Raw genomic sequence first — 22758 nt, forward strand, 5'->3', positions numbered from 1 at the left:
GCCTGGTCTGGTCATTGTTCCGGGTCTGCGGTGCCGGTTTCCCGCTCCAGTTTACGGGCCAGTCCCCAGAGCTTCTGGGCCCCGGCCTCCCGCCCGGCTATGGACCGCAGGAACTCCGCCCCTTCCTGCTGGCGACCCAACCTCCGGTAAAGGGTCAGCAGGGTCCGGCAAATATGTACATCAGTAGGCCGTTTTTCCAGGGCCTGTTCCAGGACCTCTAAGGCTTCGGCCTCCCGGTTAAGGCGGTATAGGCAGAAACCCAGGTGGGCCAGGAAATACGGGTCGCCGGGCGCCAGCTCCAGGGCCCGGCGGTAGGCAGCGGCGGCCTCCTCATACCGCCCCTGCCGGTAAAGCTCCCGGCCTTTTACGGCATGGAGATGGGGATTCTGGGCCCTCTTCTCCACCTTTAAAAAGGCATCTATTTCCCGCAAAAGGCCCGGGCCCTCCTGTTTATCTCCTCCGGCCGCCAGCTTAACATAACGAGCCTGTATAAAGGCATCCTCCGGGCTCCGGTTCAGGACCTCCCGGTAGGCCTGGGCAGCTCCGTTAGAATCTCCCAATTTCTCCAAGGCCAGGCCCAGTTTCTTCCAGAGCTCTACCTGGTCGGGGTCTAAGCTGAGTTGCCCCCGGCAGAAGTCAGCCGCCTTTTCCGCCCGGCCGGCGTTGATATAGGCCTGGGCGAGGCGGGCCGCTATATAAGGAGTGCGCTCTTCGGTAAAGGCCGCCTCCAGGTATTCCACGGCCGCAAGGTGGTCGTCCCGCCGGGCGGCCACCCGCCCTTTAAGGAACAGGGCCCGGGAATGCCGCGGATTATGCTCCAGTACCCTGTCCGCCAGCCAATCGGCTTCCGGGTACTTCCCCAGTCGAATATAGAGGCTCGCCAGGCTTAAAAGAAGGGCCGGATCGTCAGGCCTGCTCTCCAGGGCTGCCTCGAGCTCGGCCGCGGCCGCCTCCCAATCCCCGGCCCTTTTAAGGTATGTCACCCGTTGCCACACCGTGGTGAAGCCCTCGGCCTTGCCGGTAGCCATGGGATTACCCCCTCCGGGAAACGCCGTTGTCCCGACGGGTCCGGTAGATACTTCCATAAGGCAGGTTCTCGCCCCTGTCCATGTCTAGGCCCGCCGGCAGTACGCCTTTTTTAGATCACTTTACCGACCCTTCTTACGCTATTTAATTATATCATGTTTGTCCCTCTACAAGATACGCCCGCGGACGTTGCCGCAGTCCTAGTGGCGTGATAAAGTAAGGACTAGAAGGGAACAAAGGGGGTAGGCTATGTACCACTTTAATCTATCCGAACTGATCCAAGCCGGAAGCCTTAAGGAGCTGCTCTCCGCCTTTAACCGCTTTACCGGCCTGGTGGTGAAAGGGGTGGGTTACAAAGGGCAGGTGGTTCTGCAGCCGGAAGGGCAGCAGGAGGCGCCCTATTGCCAGCTGATCTGCAGCACCCCTGCGGGTGAAGCGCGCTGCCGGCGAGCTTACGCCCGGGCCGGGCAGGAGGCCAGGAAATTCGGTGGACCCTATCTCTTTCGGTGCCACGCCGGCCTTTTAGGCTGGGCCCTGCCGGTAGCCATAGATCCGGAAGTAGGCCTCACCGTGGTCTGTGGTGAGGCCCACCTGAGCCCGCCGGATAAAGAATTCCCCTCCATGGTACTAGCCGTGGCCCAGGACCTACACCTGGACCCGGACCGGCTTCTTGCGGCTTCCCGGCAATTAAAACTGATCTCACCCCAGAAGGCCCAGAGCAGTGTGGAAATGCTCTACCTGATGGCCAACTACCTTGCCCGGGGACAGCGCACCGCCATGGCAGCCATAGTTAAAGGGGAATGGCCGTCGCGGAGGGCAGTCCTTATGGAGCGGGAGCAGGAGCTACTGCTCCGGGTAAGGTCCCGCGACCACGCCGGAGCCAAGGAAATCCTCCAATCCCTCCTGAACGACCTGCAGGATCAGGAAAGCGTCGACATCCACCGCTTCCGTTCCCAGGTGATAAACCTCATCGTACTTTTGAGCCGGGCTGCAGCCGATCTGCCCGGCGAAGACCTCAGCCGGGTGTTCACCCTTAACGCCCAGCTCATCTGGCAGGCCAGCCAGGCCCCGGCAGAGGTCCTGCGGCAGCTTCCCTGGCAGGCCCTGGAAACCTTCTGCCCGCCCAAAGGGGAAGAAGAAGTAGGCCCCATTCTGGGCCGCGCCCTCCACTTTATCTACGAGAATTACCACCAGCCCCACCTCACGGTAGAGGACATCGCCCGGGCGGCCTATGTAAGCCCCTCCTATTTGAGCCACCTCTTTCGCCGGAGCATGGGAGAAAGCATCATAGCCTATGTGACCCGTCTTCGCGTGGAAATGGCCAAAAAGCTCCTGCGGGAGGGATCCTTGGGCATCCGGGAAATAGGTAGGCGGGTCGGCTATCCCAACCCCAGCTATTTCACCCGGGTCTTTAAGAAAATAGTTCAGCTCTCTCCGCGGGAGTATCAGGAACAATATTATGCGGCGAAAAAGACCGAATAGTTACATTAGAAAGCAGAATCTTGTCAAGGAATCCGCGCGCAAACTGCGAAATCCTTTTTAACTTTCTAAGTAGACTTAGTCCGAGGAGGTGGTATTGGACCAGAAGGGTGACTAAAAGCGCATCTGGAGTCAAAAGGGAATGGCTCGGAGGACCCGGCTCCGGGCACCTTCGGTCGCCATCCCCGGGGGCTGGGACCGAGGGATAAAGGCCATCGCCGTACGGGGCCGGTCGTGGGAGTGATGGGACCGGCATGCAGGCAGAATGCGCGAGGGGAAATAACCCGTAAGGAAAAGGAGGGAAAAAGCATGGTGGACGTGAAGGAGCCCCAATATACTCTGGCATGGAATCCCAATCCCCCGTTGACCATGACCCAATACGCCGTTTATGCCATTGCCATCGGCGTATCCATTATCGTGTCCTGGCTGGGCGTCTTCGCCGTGCCCATCGGCTTCGCAGGTGTTTCGGCCCTCTATGTGGCCTCGGCCTTTTATAATGTGATGACGCTGTGGTTCGGCGGATGGGGTATCCTGGCTTCATACATCGGGTGTCTTGTGGGGGCGGGCTGGCTGAGCGGCTTGCCGGTGCTCTTTTCCATCCCCTGGTCTATTGCTGACATATTGGAGCCTTTGGTTCCCTTCATCATAATCCGCCTGGTAGGCCCGCGCATCGGTTTCGATCCCTTGGGAAGGAATGTCCTGAAATCCTTCAAAAATTACCTCTTCTACTTCTTCTTCGGTGCCCTTATCCCCACCATCATCAGCGGGCTCTTCGGTACCGCTTTGCTGGTCTTAGGGGGCATAGTGCCGCCCAACGCCTTCTACCCCACATGGGTGGCCTGGTTTGTAGGGGGCACCATCGTCATTGCCATCATCGGGCCCATACTGTTGACCACCCTGTCTCCTGTTATCGAAAGATTCGGCTTGACTACCCGGGGCATCTGGTCTTAAGGGAATAAGAACCCTTGGGAACCCGGGGACCGGACCCGGAACGGTACCGCAACAAAGGAGATGAAAGGATGCCGGATACCGCCAGTGCCAATAAACAATACGTAAGGACGCTGCTGTTCTCCATGCGGGCCGACACGGCCCTGGCCCGGATTCACCTCGTGACCAAACTGGCGGCTACCCTTCTCCTGTCCCTGGTGCTGGTGAGGGGTATGGATATGGGCAGCCCGGACCCGGCAATGGTGATGGTACTACTCCTTTTATCCCTTCTACCCCATATCTGGGCCGGGACTCTCCAGTGGGTCTTTCGCTCTTACCTGGTGTTGATCTTTTTTATGCTGCTGACCCTGTTCATCAACTGGATCGTTTTCAATCCAGACCCCGGCAGCCGGGTATTCTACCGGTGGGAAGTTTACCACGGATATATTCCCATCGGCATCTCCCTGTCCCTCGTAGCCTTCGTGGTGGCCGGCCTGGTGACCTTCTGGTTTACCAAAGGTATTTTTTCCGCCCTGATGGCCGGGCTGGCCGCCCTGGCTCTGGTAGAGCTCACCGGTTTGGACTACAGCTGGATCGGGGCCAAAATCGATTTTTTCCACCCCCTGTATATTTACCTGTCCGACAAAAACATCCTGGTTGCGGTCACCAAGGTCGGCGGTTATGCCGCCATGGTTTTTCTCACTCTAATGTTAGTTATGACGGTACGGGAGTTCGAATTCGTGGGAGTCCTCTGCCAGTTGGGCCTGCCCTTCCGCCTTAGCTTCTTTATTTCCCTAGCATTAAGGAGTATGAGCACCGCCATGTTAGACTACGAAACCATCGTGCAGGCTCAAAAGGCCAAGGGTATCGGGCTGCAGAAGCGCCCCATATGGCAGCAACTTAAAGAATTCGCCTTTCTTGCCGTACCCCTTGTGGCCACCATGTTCCGCCGGGCCAGTGAAGTAGGACCGGCCCTGCTGGCCCGGGGTTTCCACCGGGCCCGAAAGCCCACCCCCTTTCATGAAACAATGCCCTTCCGGCCTGCGGACTGGGCCGTGATAATCCTATGCCTGGCGCTGGTGCTCCTCGTATACGCCGGCAACTTTAACCTTACCCGCGCCCTGGGATGGTGGGTGAACTTATTATGAAGCCGGCAATTATACTTCGCGATCTCTGGTGGCGCTACCCCGCCTTTACTGGGAAGTTAAACCCCTGGGCTCTTCAGGGGGTAGACCTGGAGATTGAAGCGGGCGAGTTTGTGGCCCTTACCGGGCCCAGCGGTGCGGGCAAGACCACCTTGTGCAGCATCATCGCCGGAATTATACCCCACGCCATCAAGGTGCCCTACGGCCAGGTGAACAACTACTGGCGAGGCTCCGTGGAGGTCTTAGGGGAACCGGTAACTTACCTGGAAGGTGAGGGTTCTCAAGCCGCCATCCGCGGGCGGGGCGTCCTCTCGCCCCGGGTAGGCCTCGTTATGCAGGATCCGGAAAACCAATTCCTGCGGATGAGCGTCCTCCATGAGGTGGCCCTGGGGATGCAGATCCTCCAGCTGCCCGCTTCCGAAATCGAAGCCCGCGCCCGGGAAGCATTAAAAATGGTCAATCTCGAACATTTGTGGCCGCGGGCGTCCCTTACCCACCCGGCCGACCTGTCCGGCGGGCAGAAACAGCGGGTGGCCCTGGCGTCCTTCCTGGCCATGCGGCCCGAAATCCTGGTTTTAGACGAGCCTACCAGCGACCTGGACCCGGTGGGTAAGAGGGAAGTCATGGCCGCGGTAAAGAGCCTTAAGGAGCAATACGGCCTTACCGTAATCCTGGTGGAGCATAATCCCGAGGTCATTATGGAGTTTGCCGACCGGGTTATCCTCCTGGACGAAGGCCGTATTCATTACACCGCTCCGCCGGCCGTTTTTTACAACCGCGTAGACGAATTAGAACGCCACGGCGTTATGGTTCCCGAAGCCATCAGGGTGCTCCATGCGGCCGGGTGCTCCCTGGAAGACCATGCCCCGGTCACCGTGCAGGGGGCTGCCGCCCGCCTGGCCCCCCGCTTGCAATCCATGCCCGTGCCCCGTCCCGATCCTCCGCCCCCCAGGGGGGAAGCCGTCATTAGGGTGGAGGAAGTGGAGCAGAGCTACCCCGACGGGACCGTGGCCCTTAAGGGCGTCACTCTCCAAATATACCGGGGTGAGTTCCTGGCCTTATTGGGGGCCAACGGCAGCGGCAAGACCACCCTGTCCAAAGTCCTTTGCGGCATATATCCCCTTTCCAAAGGAAAGGCCGAGGTTTTAGGGCTGGACATACGGTCCAAAAAGGTCCGCTCCCAGCTTCCCCGGTACGTAGGCTATGTGTTTCAAAACCCCGAACACCAGATTTTCACCCGCAGCGTCTTCGATGACGTAGCTTACGGGTTGCGCCACATGGGACTGCCAGAGGAAGAAATCAAGAGAAGGGTCGCCCGGGCTTTGGAGATAGTGGGGCTTTCGGAATTGGCGGAAGAGGACCCCCTTTTCCTAGGGAAGGGGCAGAAACAACGGCTGGCGGTGGCCAGTATTGTGGCCATGGAGCCGGAAATCCTCATTGTGGACGAGCCGACCACGGGCCAGGATTATCGCATGTCCGCCAACATCATGACCCTCCTCCAGGAGCTGAACCTCCAAGGGACCACCTTAATCGTCATTACCCACGATATGAGTCTGGTGACTACCTACTGCCCCCGCTCGGTGGTTCTCCGGGAAGGCCGGGTTGTTTTCGATGGGGACACCAGGGACCTTTTCAGCAGCCCGGATCTGGTGGAAGAGGCCCTGCTCTATCCGCCCCAGGCGGTTCAGCTCACCTGGGAGATACAGAAACTTAAGCCGGAATGGCCGTCCTTAATAAGCGTAAAAGAGTGGGAACAAGTTTTGAGCAGTGGGGAGGCGAAGCTCAATGAAAACCGGTCATGATCCCATAGAGGCTGCCCGCCAGGCGGTAATAGACGGCGACAGCCAGGCTGCTCTAAAGGCCGTGCAGGACGGTCTGGCCCAAGAGCTAGATCCGCAGGCAATTCTGGATCAGGGGCTTATTGCCGGGGCTCAGGTGGTAGGACAAAAGTTCGAGGCCGGCGAGTATTTTCTGGCCGACCTGATGCTGGCCGGTAACGCCTTAAAGGCTGCCCTGGAAATTCTGCAGCCCGAACTGCAGCGCCAGTGCACTGGTTATCAGTCCCGGGGTAAGGTGCTGATAGCTACGGTAGAAACCGACATCCACGACATCGGCAAAAACATAGTAAGCTCCATGTTGGTGGCGGCCGGTTTTGAGGTTGTAGACCTGGGGGTGGACGTACCCGCCGGCAAAATCTTAGAGGCCGCCCTCAAGGAGCAGCCTCAAGTCGTAGCCCTTTCGTCGCTCCTGACCACTTCGCGGCCGTATTTGCGGGATGTTATAAATCTTTTCCAGGAAAAGGGCCAGCGGGAAAACTATCGGATAATCATCGGCGGAGCTGCCGTTAATGCCGAATATGCGCGGGAAATAAAGGCCGACGGTTACGCGGAGAATGCCCTGGAAGCCGTTCATTTAGTCCGCCGGCTGATAGGAGGCGAATCCCAGGATGCTTAGCTTTGTAGAAATAATGGAACGGGCCGAAACAGGGCCTTACATGGCCGAAGCCGATTTCGATCTGCAGCTCGTAGCCGCAACGGCCCGGCGTCTGGCCCGTGAATACGGCCTGCGCTTCCGGCCGGAAGAAGTAGTACCCGAGGACGAAAAACAGGCTGATGCCCTTTATGCCGCCGGCCTGGACATGGCCGTGGCCGTAGGCTTGTACTGCCGTTCGACCAGCAGAGTCATGCAGTTCACCAGGGAAGAGATCGAAGGGGCCCTCCATATGGCCCCCCGGGAAATAACGGTGGGCCAGGGCCGCGACAGCCGCCTCCTTTTCGCCCGGAGGCCGGACGATTCGCGGTATCCGGTGGTCTTCGGCGGCAACGCGGGCGCCCCCATCCCGGAAGAATTATACCTGGCCACCGTGCTATCTTATGCTCGGGAGCCCCTCATAGACGGCCTGGACCACGGGGCCATTGTGATGGTGGACGGCCGGGAGGTACGGACCGGAAGCCCCCTGGAAATCACCGCCACCCGACGGGAGCTGAGTTTCCTGCGTCAGGGTATTACCCGCTGCGGCCGCCCGGGTATGCCCCTTATCGCCGCCGAAAGCAGCGGTACTTCCCTAGGCGACCTGGCAGTAGCCCACCCCGATTACCTGCGGACCTGCGATATCCACTTGGTGCCTATCTTAAGCGAACTTAAAACGGATTACCACAACCTGGCCAAGGTGGCCAATTTCGTGGAATACGGGGGATATAACGGCAACCTGCCCAACCCCATGGTAGGCGGTTACGCCGGAGGACCGGAAGCCACGGCCGTGGCTACCATGGCCGCCTTCATGCTGGGAGTCCTGGTTAACCAGGCCCACCTCCACCTCTGCCACCCCGTCCACATCCGTTACACCTCCACCAGCACCCCTGAAGTCATGTGGGTCATCAATCTGGTCGGCCGCGCCTTTGCCCGCCACAGTCCCCTCATTCTCCTGGGCGACATCTTCGCCACTAACGGCGCGGGCACGGAAGAGCTTCTGTGGGAGGTGGCGGCCAACGCCATTGCCAATGTAAAGGGCGGTATGCACCTTTTAGGCGTAGCGGCTACCAACGGTAAGACCCATAACGCCAGCGGCCTGGAGACCCGCCTGATGGCCGAAGTCGGACGGGCCGTGGTGGACAAGGGCTTAACCTACGGCCAGGCCAACGAACTTATCTCCCGGCTGCTGCCCCTCTACCAGCATACCTTCGCCCAACCCCTCTTCGGCCGGCCCTTCAATGAAGTCTACGATTTGGTTCGCATAGAGCCGGTGGAGGAATGGCGGAGGACTTACGAAGAAGTGAAAGAAAAGCTGGCCGCCATGGGGCTGTTCTAAGTTTTGTAGAGTTTGCCCTAACGGGAGGTTTTCCTGCGTGTCACGCTACAACCTGCACCAGACTACCGTACCATCCGCCTCAACCGGGCCGGCCGGCCACCGGCCCACGGTGATGATAGGTAGCATTTTCTTCCGGGGCCAAAGGCTCGTGCTCGACGCAGAACAAGGCCTCTTCGACGCCCGGGCAGCCCGCGACCTCCTCCAGCAGGAGGAGGAGCTCGCCCGGACCTACTCCCTGCCGCGCATTATCGATGTTATCGGAGAAACCCCCCTGGCCTTGCGCAGGTACTTGGATTTTGTCGCCGAAAACTCCCAGGAGCCCCTCATGCTGGATGCCGTGAACCGGCCCGTAAGGATGCAGGTGCTGAAGGAACTGAAGGGGTCTCCTTTGATCCAGCGGATCATTTATAATTCTTTAGATGAGCGTATGACCGAGGAGGAGCTAGCTCTCCTGGAGGAGTGCGGCGTCCGGAGGGTGGTGGTTCTAGCCCTGGGCAACACAGCCGTGCGGCCCCGGGACCGCCTGGATCTCCTGGATGGCCCCAACGGGCTACTGGCCAAACTCCAGGCCCGCGGTTTCGATATAATGATCGATGCCGGCGTCCTCGACCTTACCAGCATCGGCTGGGCGGCCCTGACCATAGCCCGGGCCAAGGAAAGGTGGAATCTACCCGTGGGGTGTGCACCCTGCAACGGCTTTTATCTCTGGATGCGAGAGAACCGGCCTTCAGAGGCGGTACGCATAGCCACGGCCACAGCCGCCCTAACCCTACCCCTGGCCTGGGGGGCGGATTTTCTCTTCTACGGCTCCCTGGCCAATGCGCCCTGGGTGTATCCTGCCGTCCAGGCCGCCGGCAGCATGTTGGCTTATGCCGACAGAGAGATGACCCGGGAGAAACGAAGGGCCTTTTGACGAAGCGCCGGGGGGCCTCGCCCCCTGCCGGGAGGCGAAGGAGCCTGCCGCGGCCGGGGAGAATTCGCTCCTAAGGCCGAAGGGGGCTAAAAGGCCGGTTTGCTCCCGGCCTTTAGCCCATTTCCTCTTCTATCCACTTCTTGATCTCGGCTTTATCCGGCACCCGGCCGGAAACCTTGACCTTGCCGTTGATTACCAGCCCCGGGGTCATCACGACCCCGTAGTCAAGTATTTTGTTGATGTCCGTGACCTTTTCCACGTCCGCCGCCACCCCCATTTCGGCCAAGGCGTTAATGACGTTCCTCTCCAGCGCATTACAGCGGGCGCACCCCGTGCCCAAAACTTTAATTTCCATTTACGGTCTCCCCTTTCTCTATAAAGTGTATGAGGCTCTCGCCAGCGGCCTAAAAGGAGTTTTCCCCTTCAACTAACCAGGGCTCCATACAAGGTTCCCGTCAGGGTGGACATTATGACCACCAGGATAACATAGACCAAGGTCTTCTTGAAGCCCAGGACGCTGTTGATGACCAGCATACTGGGAAGGCTCAAAGCCGGACCCGCCAGGAGAAGGGCCAAGGCGGGTCCCTGGCCCATGCCGGAACCCAGAAGCCCCTGGACGATGGGCACCTCCGTCAGGGTAGCAAAGTACATGAAGACGCCGAAGATAGAAGCCGCGAAATTGGCCAGAAGCCCGTTGCCTCCCACCACCATGGATATATACTCGGCCGGGATTATCCCCGCATCCACACCGGGTCTCCCCATGAGGAATCCGGCCGCCAGTACCCCTCCGAAGAGGAGGGGTAAAATCTTAAGGCTGAAATCCAGGGTAGAATCCACCCACGCCTTTAGTTCTTCCCGCGTAAACCAGGCCCGCAATACCAGGGCGAGGGCGATAACGAGCCCGGCGACCAGATACCACTTAATGCTGTAGACGCCGTACCAGAAACCCGCCTTCTCCGCAGGTTGACCCCAGGCGGCAAAGACAAGAATCAAGATCAAAAGAAGGAAAAACAGCACGGTCTGACCTAAGGTCCGCCCGGTTTCCCCTCCTTCCGGCATTACCAACCATTTAGCCCTCTCCTGCTCTTCTCCTCTAAAGAGTAAGGCCATGCTGAGGCCTATAATCACCGAAAACATGACCGCTCCCAAGGCCCGGGCCAGTCCCATTTGCCATCCTAGAACCCGGGCCGAAAGGATAATGGCCAAAACGTTTATTGCTGGGCCGGAATAAAGAAAAGCTATGGCCGGTCCTAAGCCTGCTCCCCGTTTGTATATGCCCATGAACAAGGGTAGGACAGTGCAAGAGCACACGGCGAGAACGGCCCCGGAAACAGCCCCTATCCCATAGGCCGCGGCCTTAGGGCTATCCGGTCCGAAATACTTCATCACGGACTGGGAGGAAAGAAAATTGCTCATGGCCCCAGCGATAAACAGGGCGGGAATCAGGCAGAACAGGACGTGTTCCCGGGCGTAATCGTGGAGCATGTAGAGAGCTTCTAAAATAGCCCCCTGTATCCTGGGGTGGTGGAAGGGTAGAAAATAGGCGGCCAGGAATACGGCTGCCACGAGCATCAATTTGCCTTGTCTTCCCATGGAACTGCGCATCTCCTTCTCAAAACCGGGCTGGTTGCAGTGCCTGCCGGGTGTTGTTCGCCCTTACATTTCCCTTACGCCCGGGCAGGAATCCAGCACTTTCCCGTCGGCAACGAGGTTTTGATACCGCTCCCACTCTTCTTTCATGGAGGGGATATCCTTGGGGGGTGTGGCCAAAAATCCCTCTAATTCCCTCTGCCATCCGGCCAACACTGCTCTATTTAACCGGTAGCGGACCCGCTGCCCTTCTTTCTTTTCTTCCGCCAATCCCACAGCCTTCAACCTTCTAAGGTGCTGGGAGACGGTGGGTTGGGCCATATTCATAACTGCTACCAGTTCACACACATACATATCTCTCTCCAAGAGAAATTTAATGATTTTCATGCGGGTGGGATCCGCCAAAACCTTGAGGCATTCAATTAATCCTTCCATAATTTTCACCTCCTGCAACCGGCGGCGTGAAAATCGAGGTCGGTTTCTATATTTGTATATTTCTATGTAACTATATAATAGCCCAAGGTTTACTTCGCGTCAACTACATTCCTAGGAACTCCCACTAGGCGATCACCGGAGGAAACAAGCTTCTCCCATATTGTCTCTACCGAATTATCTTGCCAAGTGACCTATGCCTGCATTGGAGTCTCTTTTGGGCATTTTTACCTGGACCGGCCGGCAGCGGTAGCGGCCGCTCACCGCTTCCAGGCAGAGGCAGGCGATCATCTGCGGTGTGCCGGAGGAGATATTTAAAAGTATTTCCGCCTCCGGGTGGCGAGCGGCAATCTCTCCCAACGACCTTTTCATGATCTCGTTAAAAGCGTCAAAATCGCTAGCGTCTTCTATGCCCGTGTATATCTTTTCCACGCGGCAGTTGGGCGATATGAGCTTTATGAGCCGGCCATAGATGTCATGCTCGCGGTCCCTCTCTTCAAAGCGCTTATTAATAAAAAGTTATACTGTCTTGGGCTGGTAATACCTGACAATATGGAGCACAGAGCCGTCGAAATCGTACCTTACAGGATCAGTATCGCCTATCGGAGCAAATAGGACGCGCTCCAACCTCTATCCCTCCCCGTCCTAGAGCGGTTTTTATCCGGGGAAGCCTCAGCTCAGCTAGTTCTATCTTAAATTTGTTGAGGATTAACTCTACCTGGAACTACTTTCCTCCTCAGACTTAATTGCCAGGAGATGCCAGAAAACTCCATGCCGCTCTTCTTCATTGAGCTTGCCCTTATTCCCTTTATTCCGACACTTTTTCCTCGGCACCCGCTCCCTTTACCGCGCGCTTGACGGCCCTGTCTAGCTCTTCCCTTCTTTGCCGGTGGAGGCCTTGATAACTGCGATTAGGAAACCGATTCCCAGGCCGAATACCAGCAGTCCCACAAGGTAAGCAAGCCAAGTATCAATACGTAAAAGCCTATTGCCAACATAGGAAAGCCCGCTGCCCAACACGATGAAAACTATTATCGTCAAGCAGATCCGCACCGCTCGCCGCCTGGCTATTTGCCTTGCCCCTGCGCCAGCTTTGCCTATCTGCACGGGCACCAGCATCTACCTCCATAAACCGTGCTTCGTAGCCCGGTAATGCTGAATATTCAAAATACCAGCTAACCGCCCCGTTAGCCGCCTACGTCCCGCTCTGGCCCCAACCCGGTGATTCCTGGCGTACCCGGCCCTATAGCACAAGGCGCTACAGCTTAGGTGATCACCATACTTTGCGCGCCACTTCGAGGGCGCGGCCGCCTAACTTGTACCCCGGGATGATAGCTCAACAGTAAATTGCTGGGCCCTTATTAAATTAAAGCCCTGCCCTTGTTAAGCCCCTCGCCCTGGGTCGTTAAAGGTGAGGTTACCCCTTAATGATTAATTATTCTACTATTTCCTTAATATTCCTGCCCCGCAGAAGCTTAAAACCCGCGGGTGTTTTATTCCCGGAGCTTTATGAGGTACACATTGTAGCCCCGCCGCCTTAGTTCATTCGCCAGGGCCTCGGAGCTCTCTCGTTGGGGCAGGGGGGACCGCCCCGCTGTCAAATACGAAAGGACTAGCACTCGGGTCAAAACGGAAATCAATGAGCCCGCTTGACCGTCTCCTGCTAGCGTTTCCGTCCCCTATTAGTCGGGTCAAAACTGCTAAACGCCAAACGGGCTAAGTTGTTTGAGATCTGTTTCCGTCCCCTATTAGTCGGGTCAAAACCATTGCGAATCTATCGGGGCGCAAGGGCTTGCGGGTACTGGAGCAAACTTTTTTGTCGTCAATCCCCAGTACTGCAATAAACCCCGGGGATCGACGACAACCTCGCCCTCCACAATCCTGCCCAGGCTAAGCTATAAATAAAAAGGCCAATCCCTCTTCTCCTGTTTTGTTTTTGGCAACTAAGGAGCCAGCACTACTACAGTTAGCCTCCCCGTGCCAAACGATGTAAGGCTTCAAGGGATGGGGTTTATCTTTCTAATGCGGATGTGGTTGCGGGTAATGACGGTAAAGGCACCTGTAATTTCCGTAAGGTGCTTCTCAATAGCTAGAGCCACTAACCTGGCTTTAACCTCTTGCGGCAGGCCCGAAAGTCTTACCAAGACAACACCTTCAGTAACGCGCTACTGTCTGAAGACAATTTCTCCAAAGTCCTTGTCCGCTGTTATCAGTATCGCCTTCTCTTTATTGGCCAAATCCAAAAGTGCGTCGTCTGAGATACCTGGGTCCATCTCTGCCACATAGGTAACCTAGCACCCGCGCTTTCTAAGCTCGACAACAATCTCGCGGTCTACGTTCTCATCGGCCAGAAATCTCATTCAGCCACCTCTTGCACTGGATAAATTACATCAGCCCGAATAGCTTTTGCGGCGAATGCCACAGCTGCCCGGATTCCTTCTTCAGTGAGGCGCGGGTAGGCCTGCATAATTTGTTCCACCGTCTCGCCGGCCGCAAGCTTCTCAAGAATAAGCTCTACGGGTATCCTGGTCCCGGCAATCACGGGTTTCCCCATAAGGACCTTAGGATCGGATTTAATCAAACCATCTGCCACTGTACGCTTTCCCCCTTTGGCAAACATCCTGCTTCCTGTGATCAACAATTAAGAAATGCTCGGCAGCGAGCTTTGAACCTGTATTCCGGAGCAAGCCTCTTTAAATCCATTTACAACTCCTGCATTTTGCTGGCTGTAGCCTTTTAGGACTGAGTCCTGATTTACTCCTGTCAATATTATATCCGGCAAAGACATGTCTTCTCCAGCACTCCCAGAAAATATTTGAAGGCCGGGTTGCCCCGGCCCGTCTCCCCGGGGCGGCCACGCGGACGGCAGGGAGGGGGCTCTCGGCCAGGACGGTGCCCTACATACACGCCGTGCTCCGTCAGGCCCTGGAGCAGGCGGTCAGAGAAGACCTCGTCTACCGCAACGTGGCCGAGGCGGTCAGCCCGCCGAGGCAGAAGCGTAAGGAGATAAGACCCCTGACCGCCGATGAGCTGAACCGGTTCCTGGCCGCGGCGAGGGACGGCAGGCTCTTCCCAGCGTTCCTCTTTGAGGGGGCGACAGGCCTCCGCCGCGGCGAGCTCCTCGGCCTCAAGTGGGAGGACGTAGACCTGGAGAGGGGTACAGTCACCGTGAGGCGCTCCCTGATAAGGACTAGGCACGAGTTGGCGTTCATGGAGCCGAAGTCTGAGAAGTCGAGGCGGACGATACCGCTGCCGAAGGAAGTGGTGGCCGGGCTCAGGACCCACAAAAAGCGGCAGGCCGGGGAGAGGTTGTCCCGGGGGCCCGCGTACTGCGACCACGGTCTGGTCTTCTGCACCGAGGAGGGCAGGCCGCTCGACCCCCGCAACTTCGTCCGCAAGTTTGAGGGCCTGCTGAGGACGGGCGGGCCGCCCAACGTGAGCTTCCACCACATGCGGCACAGCCATGCGACCCTGCTCCTGCTCCTCGGGGAGCATCCCAAGGTCGTCCAGGAGAGGCTGGGCCACAGCACCATAACCGTCACGTTGACACGTACAGCCACCTCGTGCCTGGCCTCCAGGAGAGGGCCACGGAGAAGCTGAGCTCGGTGCTCGACTTAGGGGAAGGGAAAGGGGAAAAAGGGGGCGGCCCGCCGCTGAATGCGGGACCGCCCGCATTGCCGTAAGATTATCGTAAACCGTCATATTTTTAAGGCCCCCCGATCCCGGGAGGCCTTTCTTTTTCTTGGTGGAGCTAGGGGGATTTGAACCCCCGACCTCTTGAATGCCATTCAAGCGCTCTCCCAACTGAGCTATAGCCCCACGCGCAGCATTTATTATATCCCCTACTTTTCCCCTTTGTCAAGAGCTAGTTCAACACCCTGTGTAGATAGGCCAGAGTTTCGTTCACAGTACTTTGATGATAACAACAACTTAAAGCTTTGGGAAGTCGCGGGGTACCGGTTCGGTTCCAATTAAAGGATTTCAGTTTGGATAAACTTTCGTAACAAAGTTTGCTCTCCGCAGCATACTTAAAGAGGTTTTTGCGCCCGGCCGGCGAAATTTATTTTAGGCTGGAAGTCCATAGCCAACTTCTACAGGAGGGCGGCCATGAAGCGTATCGTCATAGCTCCCGACTCTTTTAAGGAGAGCCTCGAGGCACCCGAAGTAGCAGCGGCCATTGCGGCGGGTGTCAAAAGGGTTCTGCCCGCAGCAGAAACAATAGAGGTGCCCCTGGCGGACGGCGGTGAGGGGCTGATCTCCACTCTGGTAGCCGCCACGGGCGGTCGAGTGGAAGCGGCCACCGTTACCGGTCCCCTGGGGGAGCCGGTGAGGGCTTGCTGGGGCGTCCTGGGTGACGGCCGGACCGCGGTAATAGAAATGGCCCAGGCCTCCGGCCTGCCGCTGGTACCAAAAGACCGGCGCAATCCCCTCATTACCACTACTTACGGCACCGGAGAACTCATCCGTCATGCCCTGGATGCCGGCTGTCGCCGTCTTATCGTGGGCATCGGGGGTAGCGCAACTAATGATGGAGGAGCAGGTATGGCCCAGGCCCTGGGCGTGCGCCTGCTGGACCAGGATGGTGAGGAAATCCCCCGCGGGGCCGCCGGGCTGGAGCGGCTGCACCGCATTGATAGTCAAAGCCTCGATCCCCGGATACGGGAAGCGGAGATAATGGTGGCCTGCGACGTGGATAATCCCTTATGCGGGCCGCGGGGCGCCTCGGCGGTCTACGGCCCCCAGAAGGGGGCCACCCCGGAAATGGTGCCTCGCCTGGACGCGGCCCTGGCGCGCCTGGCCGACATCATCGTCCGCGACTTGGGGAAGGAAGTGCGAAACCTTCCGGGCGCCGGCGCCGCCGGGGGCCTGGGGGCCGGCCTGGTGGCTTTCCTGGGCGCCACCTTGCGCCCCGGAATCGAGCTGGTCATGGAAGCTGTAAACCTGGAAAAAATACTGGCCCAGGGGGCCGACCTGGTCATTACTGGGGAAGGGGAGATCAACAGCCAGACCGTCCATGGTAAAGTACCGGTCGGAGTGGCCCGGTTGGCCGGCAAGTACGGTATTCCCGTAGTGGCCTTAGTGGGTTCCATCGGGGAAGGAGCCAACGCCGTGTTAGAACAAGGTATTAAAGGTTTTATGAGCATCGTGCCCCGACCGGTTCCCCTTTCCTTCTGCCTGGAAAACGCGGCTGAGCTGCTGGCCGACGCTGCGGAGCGCCTGGTGCTCCTCCTTACGGCTTTGAAGAGATGAGATTCCGTAGTTAAAACGGGCTCCTTCCGGCCATACTAAGGACACCAAAGGTACAGAGGGAGGAGCACCGATGCCTGACATCCACCTGTGGATAGGACCGGTCGTTACTCCCAAGGACCGGGACAAGGTCCTGGATGCCCTTTCCCGGCTGCAAAGGGGCGACCACCTCACCATTTCCCTGGAGGCCGCCGATGCCCATCAAGCCGAACCCATCATAGAGCTCCTGGAAGATTGGGGATTAGACTATCAAAGCCGGGGAGACGGCGACGGCCAGACCTATCATATTGTTGCCTCTAAGCCCCAAGAGGAGGGGGACTGAAGACCTTTTTATCTTAATAATGGGAGAGAGAAACCATTGGAGGCTTGGGAAGACCTTCGGCAAAAATTCCACGAGGATGCCTTCCCCCGTTACCTGGGGGTGGAATTGCTGGAAGTGGCCCCCGGTTATGCCCGGGTAGCCATGACTTTAACGGACAATATGTTGAATTTTCACGGTATCGGCCACGGCGGGGCCATTTTCACCCTCGCGGATACCGCCCTGGGGCTGGCCAGCAACTCCCGGGGAGAAAAGTCGGTAGCCTTAACGGTAACCATTAATTACCTTGCCTCGGCCCTGGCGGGCCAAAGGCTGGTGGCCACCGCCCGGGAGCACCACGCCACCCGGCGTACCGGCATTTACGACGTGACCATAGAAGAGGAAGGAAGCGGCAAGGTCATCGCCATAGCTAGGGGCACGTCCTTCCGGCCGCAAGTTTAGAATAGAAGGAGCGGGCTAATATATAGCGGGGACATGCGAAAGGAGTGAGGCCTATGCGTTTGACCATCCTGGGGTGTTATACGCCCTATCCTCCTCCCGGCGGGGCCTGTTTAGGATATCTCCTGGAAGGTGAAGGTACCCGGCTGGTGCTGGAGTTCGGCAGCGGCATCATGGCCCGGCTGCAGGAATATGTCCCCTTTTGGGAAGTAGACGGGATCTTCCTTTCCCACCTGCACGGAGACCATATGAGCGACCTTTGGGTTTACCGCTATGCCGTGGATCAGGCCGTGGCCGAAGGGAAAAGAAAGCAGCCGGTACCCGTATGGGCGCCCAGCCATCCGGAGGATGTTTTTCGCACTCTTACTTACAAGGAAGCCCTGGAGGCCGAACCCCTGGAGCCGGGCCGGGAAGTGACCGTCGGGGATTTCAGCCTCCGCTTTATGCCCACCCGTCACGCCCTGCCGTCCCTGGCCATGCGTATTTCCCGGGGTGCCAAAACTCTAGTCTACACCGGTGATGCCGAGTATTCCGAGGAACTGGCTTCCTTTGCCCAAGGAGCCGACCTGCTCCTGGCGGAAGCAACGTATTTAAGGAGCGACCTTGAAGCCGGGGCTACCGGCCACATGTCGGCCGGTCAGGCCGCCCACCTGGCCCGGCTTGCCGGGGTCAAGAGGCTGGTCCTAACCCATCTCCGGTCCTGGTACCGGCCCCAGGAATTGCTCGCCGAAGCCCGGACGGTCTTTCCCGCCTCGCAAATAGCCGTAGAGCGCTCGGTGTTGGAAATTTAAGCCGCCCGGCTGCCGGAAAACCCCGTGGCGGGTTAGAAGCAGATATTATGGATTTTCAAACGCCGGTAAAGGGTAGCCAGGCTTATCCCCAGTTCGCGGGCGGCTTTCTTTTTCCCTTCTACCGTCCAGCCGTGCTTATTTAACACCCTTAAGATCTGTAATTTTTCTTCATAATCGTTATAACCATTACACTTTTCCGGTTTATTCCTTTCCTGCCATTCCCTTGCTACTTCTTTAAGGGGGTGAGGCAGGCTGTCCAGGTCTATCCGTCCCCCGTCTTCAAGGCTAACGGCAAATTCTATACAGTTGGCAAGCTCCCTTACGTTTCCAGGCCAATTGTAGGAAAGGAAAAACCTCTTCAGCCGATTAGTAAATCCGGCGAATTTTTTGCCGCTTTTTCCTTCATAGTACCGTAAGAAATATTCCCCCAGGTACAAGATGTCATCCGGCCTATCCCTTAAGGGCGGTACCAATATGGGTATAACGCTTAAACGATAATAAAGATCCCGCCTGAAGGCGCCCTTCTCTACCATAGAGGCCAAATCCCTGTTGGTCGCGGCCACCACCCTCACATCTACCTGTCGTCGCCGGTGTCCCCCGACGCGCGTCACCTCTTTTTCCTGGAGCACTCGCAGGAGCTTGGCCTGCAGGGGCCAGGGTATTTCCGCCACTTCGTCGAGGAACAAGGTTCCCATGTGGGCCCTCTCTACGATCCCGGCCTTACCCTTCCTGCATGCCCCTGTAAAAGCTCCCTCTTCATAGCCGAAAAATTCACTTTCCCACAGGCCGTCCGGAACGGCGGCACAGTTAACGGCCACAAATTCACCGGGTCGCCCGCTCTCGTTGTGCAGGGCAGAGGCAATCAATTCCTTTCCCACACCGCTCTCACCTATGATAAGTACGGTAGCTTCAGAGGGGGCGACTCGCTGTATCATCGCCTTAATCTTCTGCATATCGGGGTTTACCGTCTTGATATCCTCTAAAAAATACTTGGCCTGCCGCACTGCCAAGGGTCTTCACCTCTATTATTGGCATAGGCATGGCTTTCCGGAATGTACAGCAAGGCGCGCCGGTCGGCAGCCTTCGGGCTCCCTTCATACTTCGGTGTCCGCCTGCCTGTCTCCCCTCCATGTCTCCCTCCCTTCGGCGCCACCCCTATTGTCCTCTTCTTCCGGATAGTGCTCCCTCACATCGTCTATCATGGTCTCAATATGTTCTGCCATTATTTCCGCCGCCCTTTGGGGATCCCGGGCCGCTATGGCCTCTAAAATCAGGGGGTGGTAATATAAGCCGTCTTTACTCCCGCGAAAGGCAACAATCTCCTTCATATGGTGCCGCAGGATATCCTTGGTAATTTGGGCCACCTTAAGTATCAGGGAGTTCTTCGCAGCCCTGGCCACCTCCAGGTGAAAATTGAGGTCCTCTACGGAAAACAGGGAGAGATCCTCCTTAACCTGGCGCATGCGCTCCATAATAGCTTCCAGCCGCTCCAGGTCCTTTTCCGTGCGACGCATGGCGGCCAGCCGGGCATTTTCAACTTCGTAAACCCTCCTGAACTCGAGGATCTCCAGCAGGTCATGTTTGCCCAGGGCCAGGGCCGGGATCAGGGGATTCAAATAAACATCCACCGTGACGTCAGTTACAAAAGTGCCCCCACCCTGCCGGCTCTGGACCAGTCCCAAGGTGTTAAGCTTTTGTAACGCCGCCCGCACGGAGATGCGGCTTACCCCCAACATCCTGGCCAGCTCGTTTTCCGAAGGTAGACGGCTACCCGGAGGCCAGTTCCCGCTGAATATCTGGTCCCTCAATTGTTCGAAGACGGCCTGGCTGACACTAACCTTGGGAATACGCCTGATCGCCATCCTTCCATCTCTCCGTACCCTCTGTTTAGGCCAGCTTAAGGCCCAAGATGGTAAGTTGTATTACAACTACTTGGAAGATATATTCGTCGTCTGGGCGCAAATTCCTGCCTATTTTCACAAATTTCTCTTTCTAAGTTCAACCGCCTTAACAGGGCTCTCTCCCCTGAAGCGAAAGGGTTTCTCCCCGCCCGAACAAATCCTTATTGGCCGTATAAAGGTGGCGATACGTGGCAAAGAGCTCATCGTAAAAGGCCTTGTGCTCCTCCCGCGGCCAAACCTGGAAGGATATCCCCCGGTGGAGGAGCTCCTCCAGGCTGCACCTGCCCTCCCCGGTACCCTTTCCCGCCAGCCAGGCCGCGCCGAGGGGTTCTGTCTCCGGATTCTTAAGCACAAATAGGGGCCTACCCAAGACCGAGGCCAGAATAGTCAGCCAGACGGAGCTTGCCGCTCCCCCGCCGTTTACGTAAAGGCCGGATTCGGGGGAAGGCTCCCGGTCCCGGGCCATTATCTCCAGGTTGTGCCTTATAGCCATGGAGATACCTTCCAGCACCGCCCGGTAGAGGTGGGCCCGGGTATGGTGCAGCCTCAGGCCGAAGAAAATACCCCGGGCCTGGACATCCCATATAGGAGATTTCTCGCCCCCCAGGTACGGGAGAAAGATTAGGCCCTCCCGGCCCGCTTCTACTGCGGCCGCTTCTTCGTTTAAAGCGCCGTAATCCCCGCCTACCAGGTCCCGGTACCACCGCAGGCAGGCTCCCGCCGTGTTTATGAGGGCGATGCTCAGCCATGTGTCCTCTACGCCGTGGTGGCAATTGAGGAATTCGGGCCTCCACTTACCTTCGTCGGTGACCGCAGATACTCTCCCCACCGTGCCCAGGGTTATTAGGGTTTGGGCTTTGGCGGCAATGCCCGCCCCCAACATGGCGGCTACGGTGTCCATACAGCCTGCCACCACCGGGGTCCCGGCCTTCAGTCCCGTCTGCTCGGCTACTTCCGGCCTTACCCCCCCTACCACCTCCCAGGGTGGATGGATTTCCGGCAGCTCCTCGAGGCTTATGCCGAGGTCGCCCATGAGTTGGGCATCCCAACACTTTTGGCGGTAATCGAACAACAGCATGGTAGCCGCCCGAGAATAATCGACGGTGCGGCGGCCGGTCAGCTTAAACACAATAAAACCGGTGGGCACCAAAAAGGTGTGCTTCTCGGCCTCTAAGGCCGATATATTTCTCCTCATCCATAAGATGGCGGGCAGGGAAAAGGTGCCGGCGGCTATACGGTTGCCGGTAATTTCGAACACCTTAGTGAAGCCTATTCTTTGCTCTATTTCTTCGGCCATTTTAACGGAGCGCAGGTCCAGTTGCATAATGGCGGGGTAAAGGGGTTCCCCCCTTTGGTCCACGACCAGGGTGGCATTGGTACCGCTTACTCCTATGCCCGCTACCTCACCGGAACAACGGCTTAACACTTCCTTTATTCCCAAAAGACAGCTCTCCCACCATTCCTGGGGGTCCGCTTCCACCAGACCGCCGCCCCGGAAAGCCAGGGGGGTTTCCCGGTAGCTCGCAGCCACCGGACGGCCCTCCCGGTCGTAGAGGGATACCTTGCACCCCGACCCGCCCACATCCACGCCTAGGAGGTATTTTTCCATGGGGCCTTCTCCCTTATCTTCCCTTGTCGTTGGGGCTCCCCGTTAACATACCTCTAAACAAGTCACCGGAAACACAACGGGGGTTCTGCCAAGGTTAAGGCTTTAGGAGGGTTTTCAGCCCGGCATAATCCTGTTTCATCTGGAAGGCCCGGGCCCAGTCTTCCAAGTCCAAAATGTGGCCTATAGTGCTCTTGATATCGATGAAATTCCGGGCTGCCAGCCTTAGGACCGTGGCTAAATTTCCGGGCGTGGAGGCCGAAGAACCTATGAGGTCTACTTCTCTGTAGTGGATTTCATTGGGATCTATCTCGGCCGTACTCCCGGCCGGGCAGCCGGCAAAAAGCACACACGTCCCGCCTTTTTTGGCGAGGCTCACGGCTTCCCTGATTATGGCGGGTATTCCCACGTCGATGAATACTACGTCAACTCCCGCTCCGCCGGTGACTTCACCCACCGCTGCCTTTACTTCCTCGGGTGCCACCGCCACCGTGGCGCCGAACCTTAAGGCAAGATTCCTTCTTTCTTCCTGGGGTTCCGAAACAATAACCTGCCGGGCGCCGCGCCAGAAGGCTAACTGCAGGTGATAGAGGCCTATGGGACCCGCGCCCATAATGCAGACGTCCTGCCCGGGAGAAAGCCGGGACCGCCGAATCCCGTGGAAGGCCGCGGCTACGGGTTCGGCGGCCGCCGCTTCCTCCAGGGAGACTTCCGGCGGCAGGGGTATCACGTGACCTTGCCCCACGGCTTCTCGCGGTACTTTTACGTACTCCGCAAAGGCCCCGTCCAGTTCGTAACCGATGGTGGTGCGGTTAAGGCATATGTTGGGCCGGCCGCTCCGGCAAGCGTAACACGTACCGCAGGGTATAACGGGATAGACGGTTACCCGGGAGCCGACCTCCCAGCCTTCCACCCCCGGACCTACCTCGGCAATGGTTCCCGAAAATTCATGGCCGATTATCCGCGGCGCGGGAATGGCTTTGGTTCCACGGTAGATCCGCACATCCGTGCCGCACACCCCGGCGTAGGCTACCTTCACTATCAATTCGCCCGGGCCCGCCTCGGGCTTCTCCACCTCGCGCAGCTCCAGTTGCCCGGGGCTCAAGAAATAAAGGGCTTTCACGTCCTTGGCTCCT

The 22758-nt window shown here is 57.8% G+C and carries 25 protein-coding genes and 1 tRNA gene; 12 read left to right on the forward strand and 14 right to left on the reverse strand.

All coding sequences use genetic code 11. The features are described 5' to 3' along the window. Nucleotides 1-11 precede the first annotated feature (11 nt). The gene (locus TAMC210_RS04850; RefSeq protein ID WP_173297685.1) at nucleotides 12-1028 is read right to left on the reverse strand and encodes a tetratricopeptide repeat protein; all 1017 of its coding nucleotides are present in this window, start codon (nucleotides 1026-1028) and stop codon (nucleotides 12-14) included. 247 nt (nucleotides 1029-1275) lie between these two features. On the opposite strand from TAMC210_RS04850, the gene TAMC210_RS04855 reads away from it, so the two are divergent. From TAMC210_RS04855 to TAMC210_RS04885, 7 genes are all read left to right on the forward strand, one after another. Next, nucleotides 1276-2508: a PocR ligand-binding domain-containing protein gene (locus TAMC210_RS04855; protein ID WP_173297686.1), complete on the forward strand. Its 1233-nt coding sequence runs from the start codon at nucleotides 1276-1278 to the stop codon at nucleotides 2506-2508. A 306-nt stretch (nucleotides 2509-2814) separates the two neighbouring features. Continuing rightward, nucleotides 2815-3456, forward strand: a complete 642-nt coding sequence (locus TAMC210_RS04860) for a hypothetical protein (RefSeq protein WP_173297687.1) — start codon at nucleotides 2815-2817, stop codon at nucleotides 3454-3456. Between the two features lie 68 nt (nucleotides 3457-3524). Next, nucleotides 3525-4580 carry an energy-coupling factor transporter transmembrane component T family protein gene (locus tag TAMC210_RS04865; RefSeq protein WP_173297688.1) on the forward strand — a complete coding sequence of 352 codons (1056 nt, stop codon included), beginning with the start codon at nucleotides 3525-3527 and terminating at the stop codon, nucleotides 4578-4580. Next, nucleotides 4577-6379: an ABC transporter ATP-binding protein gene (locus TAMC210_RS04870; RefSeq protein WP_173297689.1), complete on the forward strand. Its 1803-nt coding sequence runs from the start codon at nucleotides 4577-4579 to the stop codon at nucleotides 6377-6379. Before TAMC210_RS04865 ends, TAMC210_RS04870 begins: the two co-directional genes overlap by 4 nt. Beyond that, complete coding sequence (locus TAMC210_RS04875) at nucleotides 6363-7031, forward strand: cobalamin B12-binding domain-containing protein (RefSeq protein ID WP_173297690.1); 669 nt, start codon at nucleotides 6363-6365, stop codon at nucleotides 7029-7031. Before TAMC210_RS04870 ends, TAMC210_RS04875 begins: the two co-directional genes overlap by 17 nt. After that, nucleotides 7024-8385, forward strand: coding sequence for a monomethylamine:corrinoid methyltransferase (locus TAMC210_RS04880; protein ID WP_173297691.1), 1362 nt, complete (start codon nucleotides 7024-7026; stop codon nucleotides 8383-8385). The genes TAMC210_RS04875 and TAMC210_RS04880 overlap by 8 nt, the downstream gene beginning before the upstream one ends. A 37-nt stretch (nucleotides 8386-8422) precedes the next feature. Beyond that, complete coding sequence (locus TAMC210_RS04885; RefSeq protein WP_173297692.1) at nucleotides 8423-9298, forward strand: tetrahydromethanopterin S-methyltransferase subunit H; 876 nt, start codon at nucleotides 8423-8425, stop codon at nucleotides 9296-9298. Nucleotides 9299-9410: 112 nt separating this feature from the next. Here the strand turns inward: TAMC210_RS04885 and TAMC210_RS04890 are convergent, their stop codons facing one another. From TAMC210_RS04890 to TAMC210_RS04920, 8 genes are all read right to left on the reverse strand, one after another. After that, a complete protein-coding gene (locus tag TAMC210_RS04890; RefSeq protein WP_173297693.1) occupies nucleotides 9411-9653 on the reverse strand; it encodes a thioredoxin family protein in 243 nt (80 codons plus the stop codon). A gap of 68 nt (nucleotides 9654-9721) precedes the next feature. Beyond that, entirely contained in the window at nucleotides 9722-10891 is a 1170-nt protein-coding gene (locus TAMC210_RS04895; protein WP_173297694.1) for a permease, read from the reverse strand. A 63-nt stretch (nucleotides 10892-10954) separates the two neighbouring features. Then, entirely contained in the window at nucleotides 10955-11323 is a 369-nt protein-coding gene (locus TAMC210_RS04900; protein ID WP_173297695.1) for an ArsR/SmtB family transcription factor, read from the reverse strand. Between the two features lie 174 nt (nucleotides 11324-11497). Then, nucleotides 11498-11752: a CARF domain-containing protein gene (locus TAMC210_RS04905; RefSeq protein ID WP_173297696.1), complete on the reverse strand. Its 255-nt coding sequence runs from the start codon at nucleotides 11750-11752 to the stop codon at nucleotides 11498-11500. 435 nt (nucleotides 11753-12187) lie between these two features. Next, nucleotides 12188-12433, reverse strand: a complete 246-nt coding sequence (locus TAMC210_RS04910; protein WP_173297697.1) for a hypothetical protein — start codon at nucleotides 12431-12433, stop codon at nucleotides 12188-12190. An 884-nt stretch (nucleotides 12434-13317) separates the two neighbouring features. After that, nucleotides 13318-13464, reverse strand: coding sequence for a hypothetical protein (locus tag TAMC210_RS13275; protein ID WP_217267270.1), 147 nt, complete (start codon nucleotides 13462-13464; stop codon nucleotides 13318-13320). Between the two features lie 21 nt (nucleotides 13465-13485). After that, the gene (locus TAMC210_RS13900; protein WP_217267271.1) at nucleotides 13486-13602 is read right to left on the reverse strand and encodes a DUF5615 family PIN-like protein; all 117 of its coding nucleotides are present in this window, start codon (nucleotides 13600-13602) and stop codon (nucleotides 13486-13488) included. Between the two features lie 74 nt (nucleotides 13603-13676). Beyond that, nucleotides 13677-13913, reverse strand: a complete 237-nt coding sequence (locus TAMC210_RS04920) for a DUF433 domain-containing protein (RefSeq protein WP_254388519.1) — start codon at nucleotides 13911-13913, stop codon at nucleotides 13677-13679. A 299-nt stretch (nucleotides 13914-14212) separates the two neighbouring features. Here TAMC210_RS04920 and TAMC210_RS04925 point away from each other — a divergent pair, with 299 nt between their 5' ends. Continuing rightward, entirely contained in the window at nucleotides 14213-14920 is a 708-nt protein-coding gene (locus TAMC210_RS04925) for a tyrosine-type recombinase/integrase (RefSeq protein ID WP_173297699.1), read from the forward strand. 143 nt (nucleotides 14921-15063) lie between these two features. Here the strand turns inward: TAMC210_RS04925 and TAMC210_RS04930 are convergent. Beyond that, nucleotides 15064-15139, reverse strand: a tRNA-Ala gene (locus tag TAMC210_RS04930). Nucleotides 15140-15427: 288 nt separating this feature from the next. On the opposite strand from TAMC210_RS04930, the gene TAMC210_RS04935 reads away from it, so the two are divergent. From TAMC210_RS04935 to TAMC210_RS04950, 4 genes are all read left to right on the forward strand, one after another. Beyond that, complete coding sequence (locus tag TAMC210_RS04935) at nucleotides 15428-16570, forward strand: glycerate kinase (RefSeq protein WP_173297700.1); 1143 nt, start codon at nucleotides 15428-15430, stop codon at nucleotides 16568-16570. 70 nt (nucleotides 16571-16640) lie between these two features. After that, nucleotides 16641-16889, forward strand: a complete 249-nt coding sequence (locus tag TAMC210_RS04940) for a hypothetical protein (RefSeq protein WP_173297701.1) — start codon at nucleotides 16641-16643, stop codon at nucleotides 16887-16889. A 36-nt stretch (nucleotides 16890-16925) separates the two neighbouring features. Next, the gene (paaI, locus tag TAMC210_RS04945) at nucleotides 16926-17327 is read left to right on the forward strand and encodes a hydroxyphenylacetyl-CoA thioesterase PaaI (protein WP_173297702.1); all 402 of its coding nucleotides are present in this window, start codon (nucleotides 16926-16928) and stop codon (nucleotides 17325-17327) included. A 53-nt stretch (nucleotides 17328-17380) separates the two neighbouring features. Then, nucleotides 17381-18115, forward strand: a complete 735-nt coding sequence (locus TAMC210_RS04950) for an MBL fold metallo-hydrolase (RefSeq protein ID WP_173297703.1) — start codon at nucleotides 17381-17383, stop codon at nucleotides 18113-18115. A gap of 32 nt (nucleotides 18116-18147) precedes the next feature. On the opposite strand, the gene TAMC210_RS04955 is transcribed toward TAMC210_RS04950, so the two are convergent. The 4 genes from TAMC210_RS04955 to TAMC210_RS04970 form a co-directional block, all read right to left on the reverse strand. Continuing rightward, the gene (locus TAMC210_RS04955; protein ID WP_254388556.1) at nucleotides 18148-19119 is read right to left on the reverse strand and encodes a sigma-54 interaction domain-containing protein; all 972 of its coding nucleotides are present in this window, start codon (nucleotides 19117-19119) and stop codon (nucleotides 18148-18150) included. A gap of 90 nt (nucleotides 19120-19209) precedes the next feature. Then, nucleotides 19210-19977, reverse strand: a complete 768-nt coding sequence (locus TAMC210_RS04960) for a FadR/GntR family transcriptional regulator (RefSeq protein WP_173297705.1) — start codon at nucleotides 19975-19977, stop codon at nucleotides 19210-19212. A 145-nt stretch (nucleotides 19978-20122) separates the two neighbouring features. Next, complete coding sequence (locus TAMC210_RS04965) at nucleotides 20123-21625, reverse strand: xylulokinase (protein ID WP_173297706.1); 1503 nt, start codon at nucleotides 21623-21625, stop codon at nucleotides 20123-20125. A 94-nt stretch (nucleotides 21626-21719) separates the two neighbouring features. Further along, nucleotides 21720-22745, reverse strand: a complete 1026-nt coding sequence (locus TAMC210_RS04970; protein WP_173297707.1) for an alcohol dehydrogenase catalytic domain-containing protein — start codon at nucleotides 22743-22745, stop codon at nucleotides 21720-21722. Nucleotides 22746-22758 lie beyond the last annotated feature (13 nt).

The organism is Thermanaeromonas sp. C210 (genome assembly GCF_013167955.1).
In the GTDB taxonomy this organism is placed as follows: Bacteria; Bacillota; DSM-521; order Neomoorellales; family Neomoorellaceae; genus UBA12545.

Bases quoted from the DNA above. Each gene is read 5' to 3' on its own strand.
- TAMC210_RS04850 (WP_173297685.1), bottom strand. From the start codon at position 1,028: ATGGCTACCGGCAAGGCCGAGGGCTTCACCACGGTGTGGCAACGGGTG.
- TAMC210_RS04855 (WP_173297686.1), top strand. From the start codon at position 1,276: ATGTACCACTTTAATCTATCCGAACTGATCCAAGCCGGAAGCCTTAAG.
- TAMC210_RS04860 (WP_173297687.1), top strand. From the start codon at position 2,815: ATGGTGGACGTGAAGGAGCCCCAATATACTCTGGCATGGAATCCCAAT.
- TAMC210_RS04865 (WP_173297688.1), top strand. From the start codon at position 3,525: ATGCCGGATACCGCCAGTGCCAATAAACAATACGTAAGGACGCTGCTG.
- TAMC210_RS04870 (WP_173297689.1), top strand. From the start codon at position 4,577: ATGAAGCCGGCAATTATACTTCGCGATCTCTGGTGGCGCTACCCCGCC.
- TAMC210_RS04875 (WP_173297690.1), top strand. From the start codon at position 6,363: ATGAAAACCGGTCATGATCCCATAGAGGCTGCCCGCCAGGCGGTAATA.
- TAMC210_RS04880 (WP_173297691.1), top strand. From the start codon at position 7,024: ATGCTTAGCTTTGTAGAAATAATGGAACGGGCCGAAACAGGGCCTTAC.
- TAMC210_RS04890 (WP_173297693.1), bottom strand. From the start codon at position 9,653: ATGGAAATTAAAGTTTTGGGCACGGGGTGCGCCCGCTGTAATGCGCTG.
- TAMC210_RS04895 (WP_173297694.1), bottom strand. From the start codon at position 10,891: ATGGGAAGACAAGGCAAATTGATGCTCGTGGCAGCCGTATTCCTGGCC.
- TAMC210_RS04900 (WP_173297695.1), bottom strand. From the start codon at position 11,323: ATGGAAGGATTAATTGAATGCCTCAAGGTTTTGGCGGATCCCACCCGC.
- TAMC210_RS04935 (WP_173297700.1), top strand. From the start codon at position 15,428: ATGAAGCGTATCGTCATAGCTCCCGACTCTTTTAAGGAGAGCCTCGAG.
- TAMC210_RS04940 (WP_173297701.1), top strand. From the start codon at position 16,641: ATGCCTGACATCCACCTGTGGATAGGACCGGTCGTTACTCCCAAGGAC.
- TAMC210_RS04950 (WP_173297703.1), top strand. From the start codon at position 17,381: ATGCGTTTGACCATCCTGGGGTGTTATACGCCCTATCCTCCTCCCGGC.
- TAMC210_RS04960 (WP_173297705.1), bottom strand. From the start codon at position 19,977: ATGGCGATCAGGCGTATTCCCAAGGTTAGTGTCAGCCAGGCCGTCTTC.
- TAMC210_RS04965 (WP_173297706.1), bottom strand. From the start codon at position 21,625: ATGGAAAAATACCTCCTAGGCGTGGATGTGGGCGGGTCGGGGTGCAAG.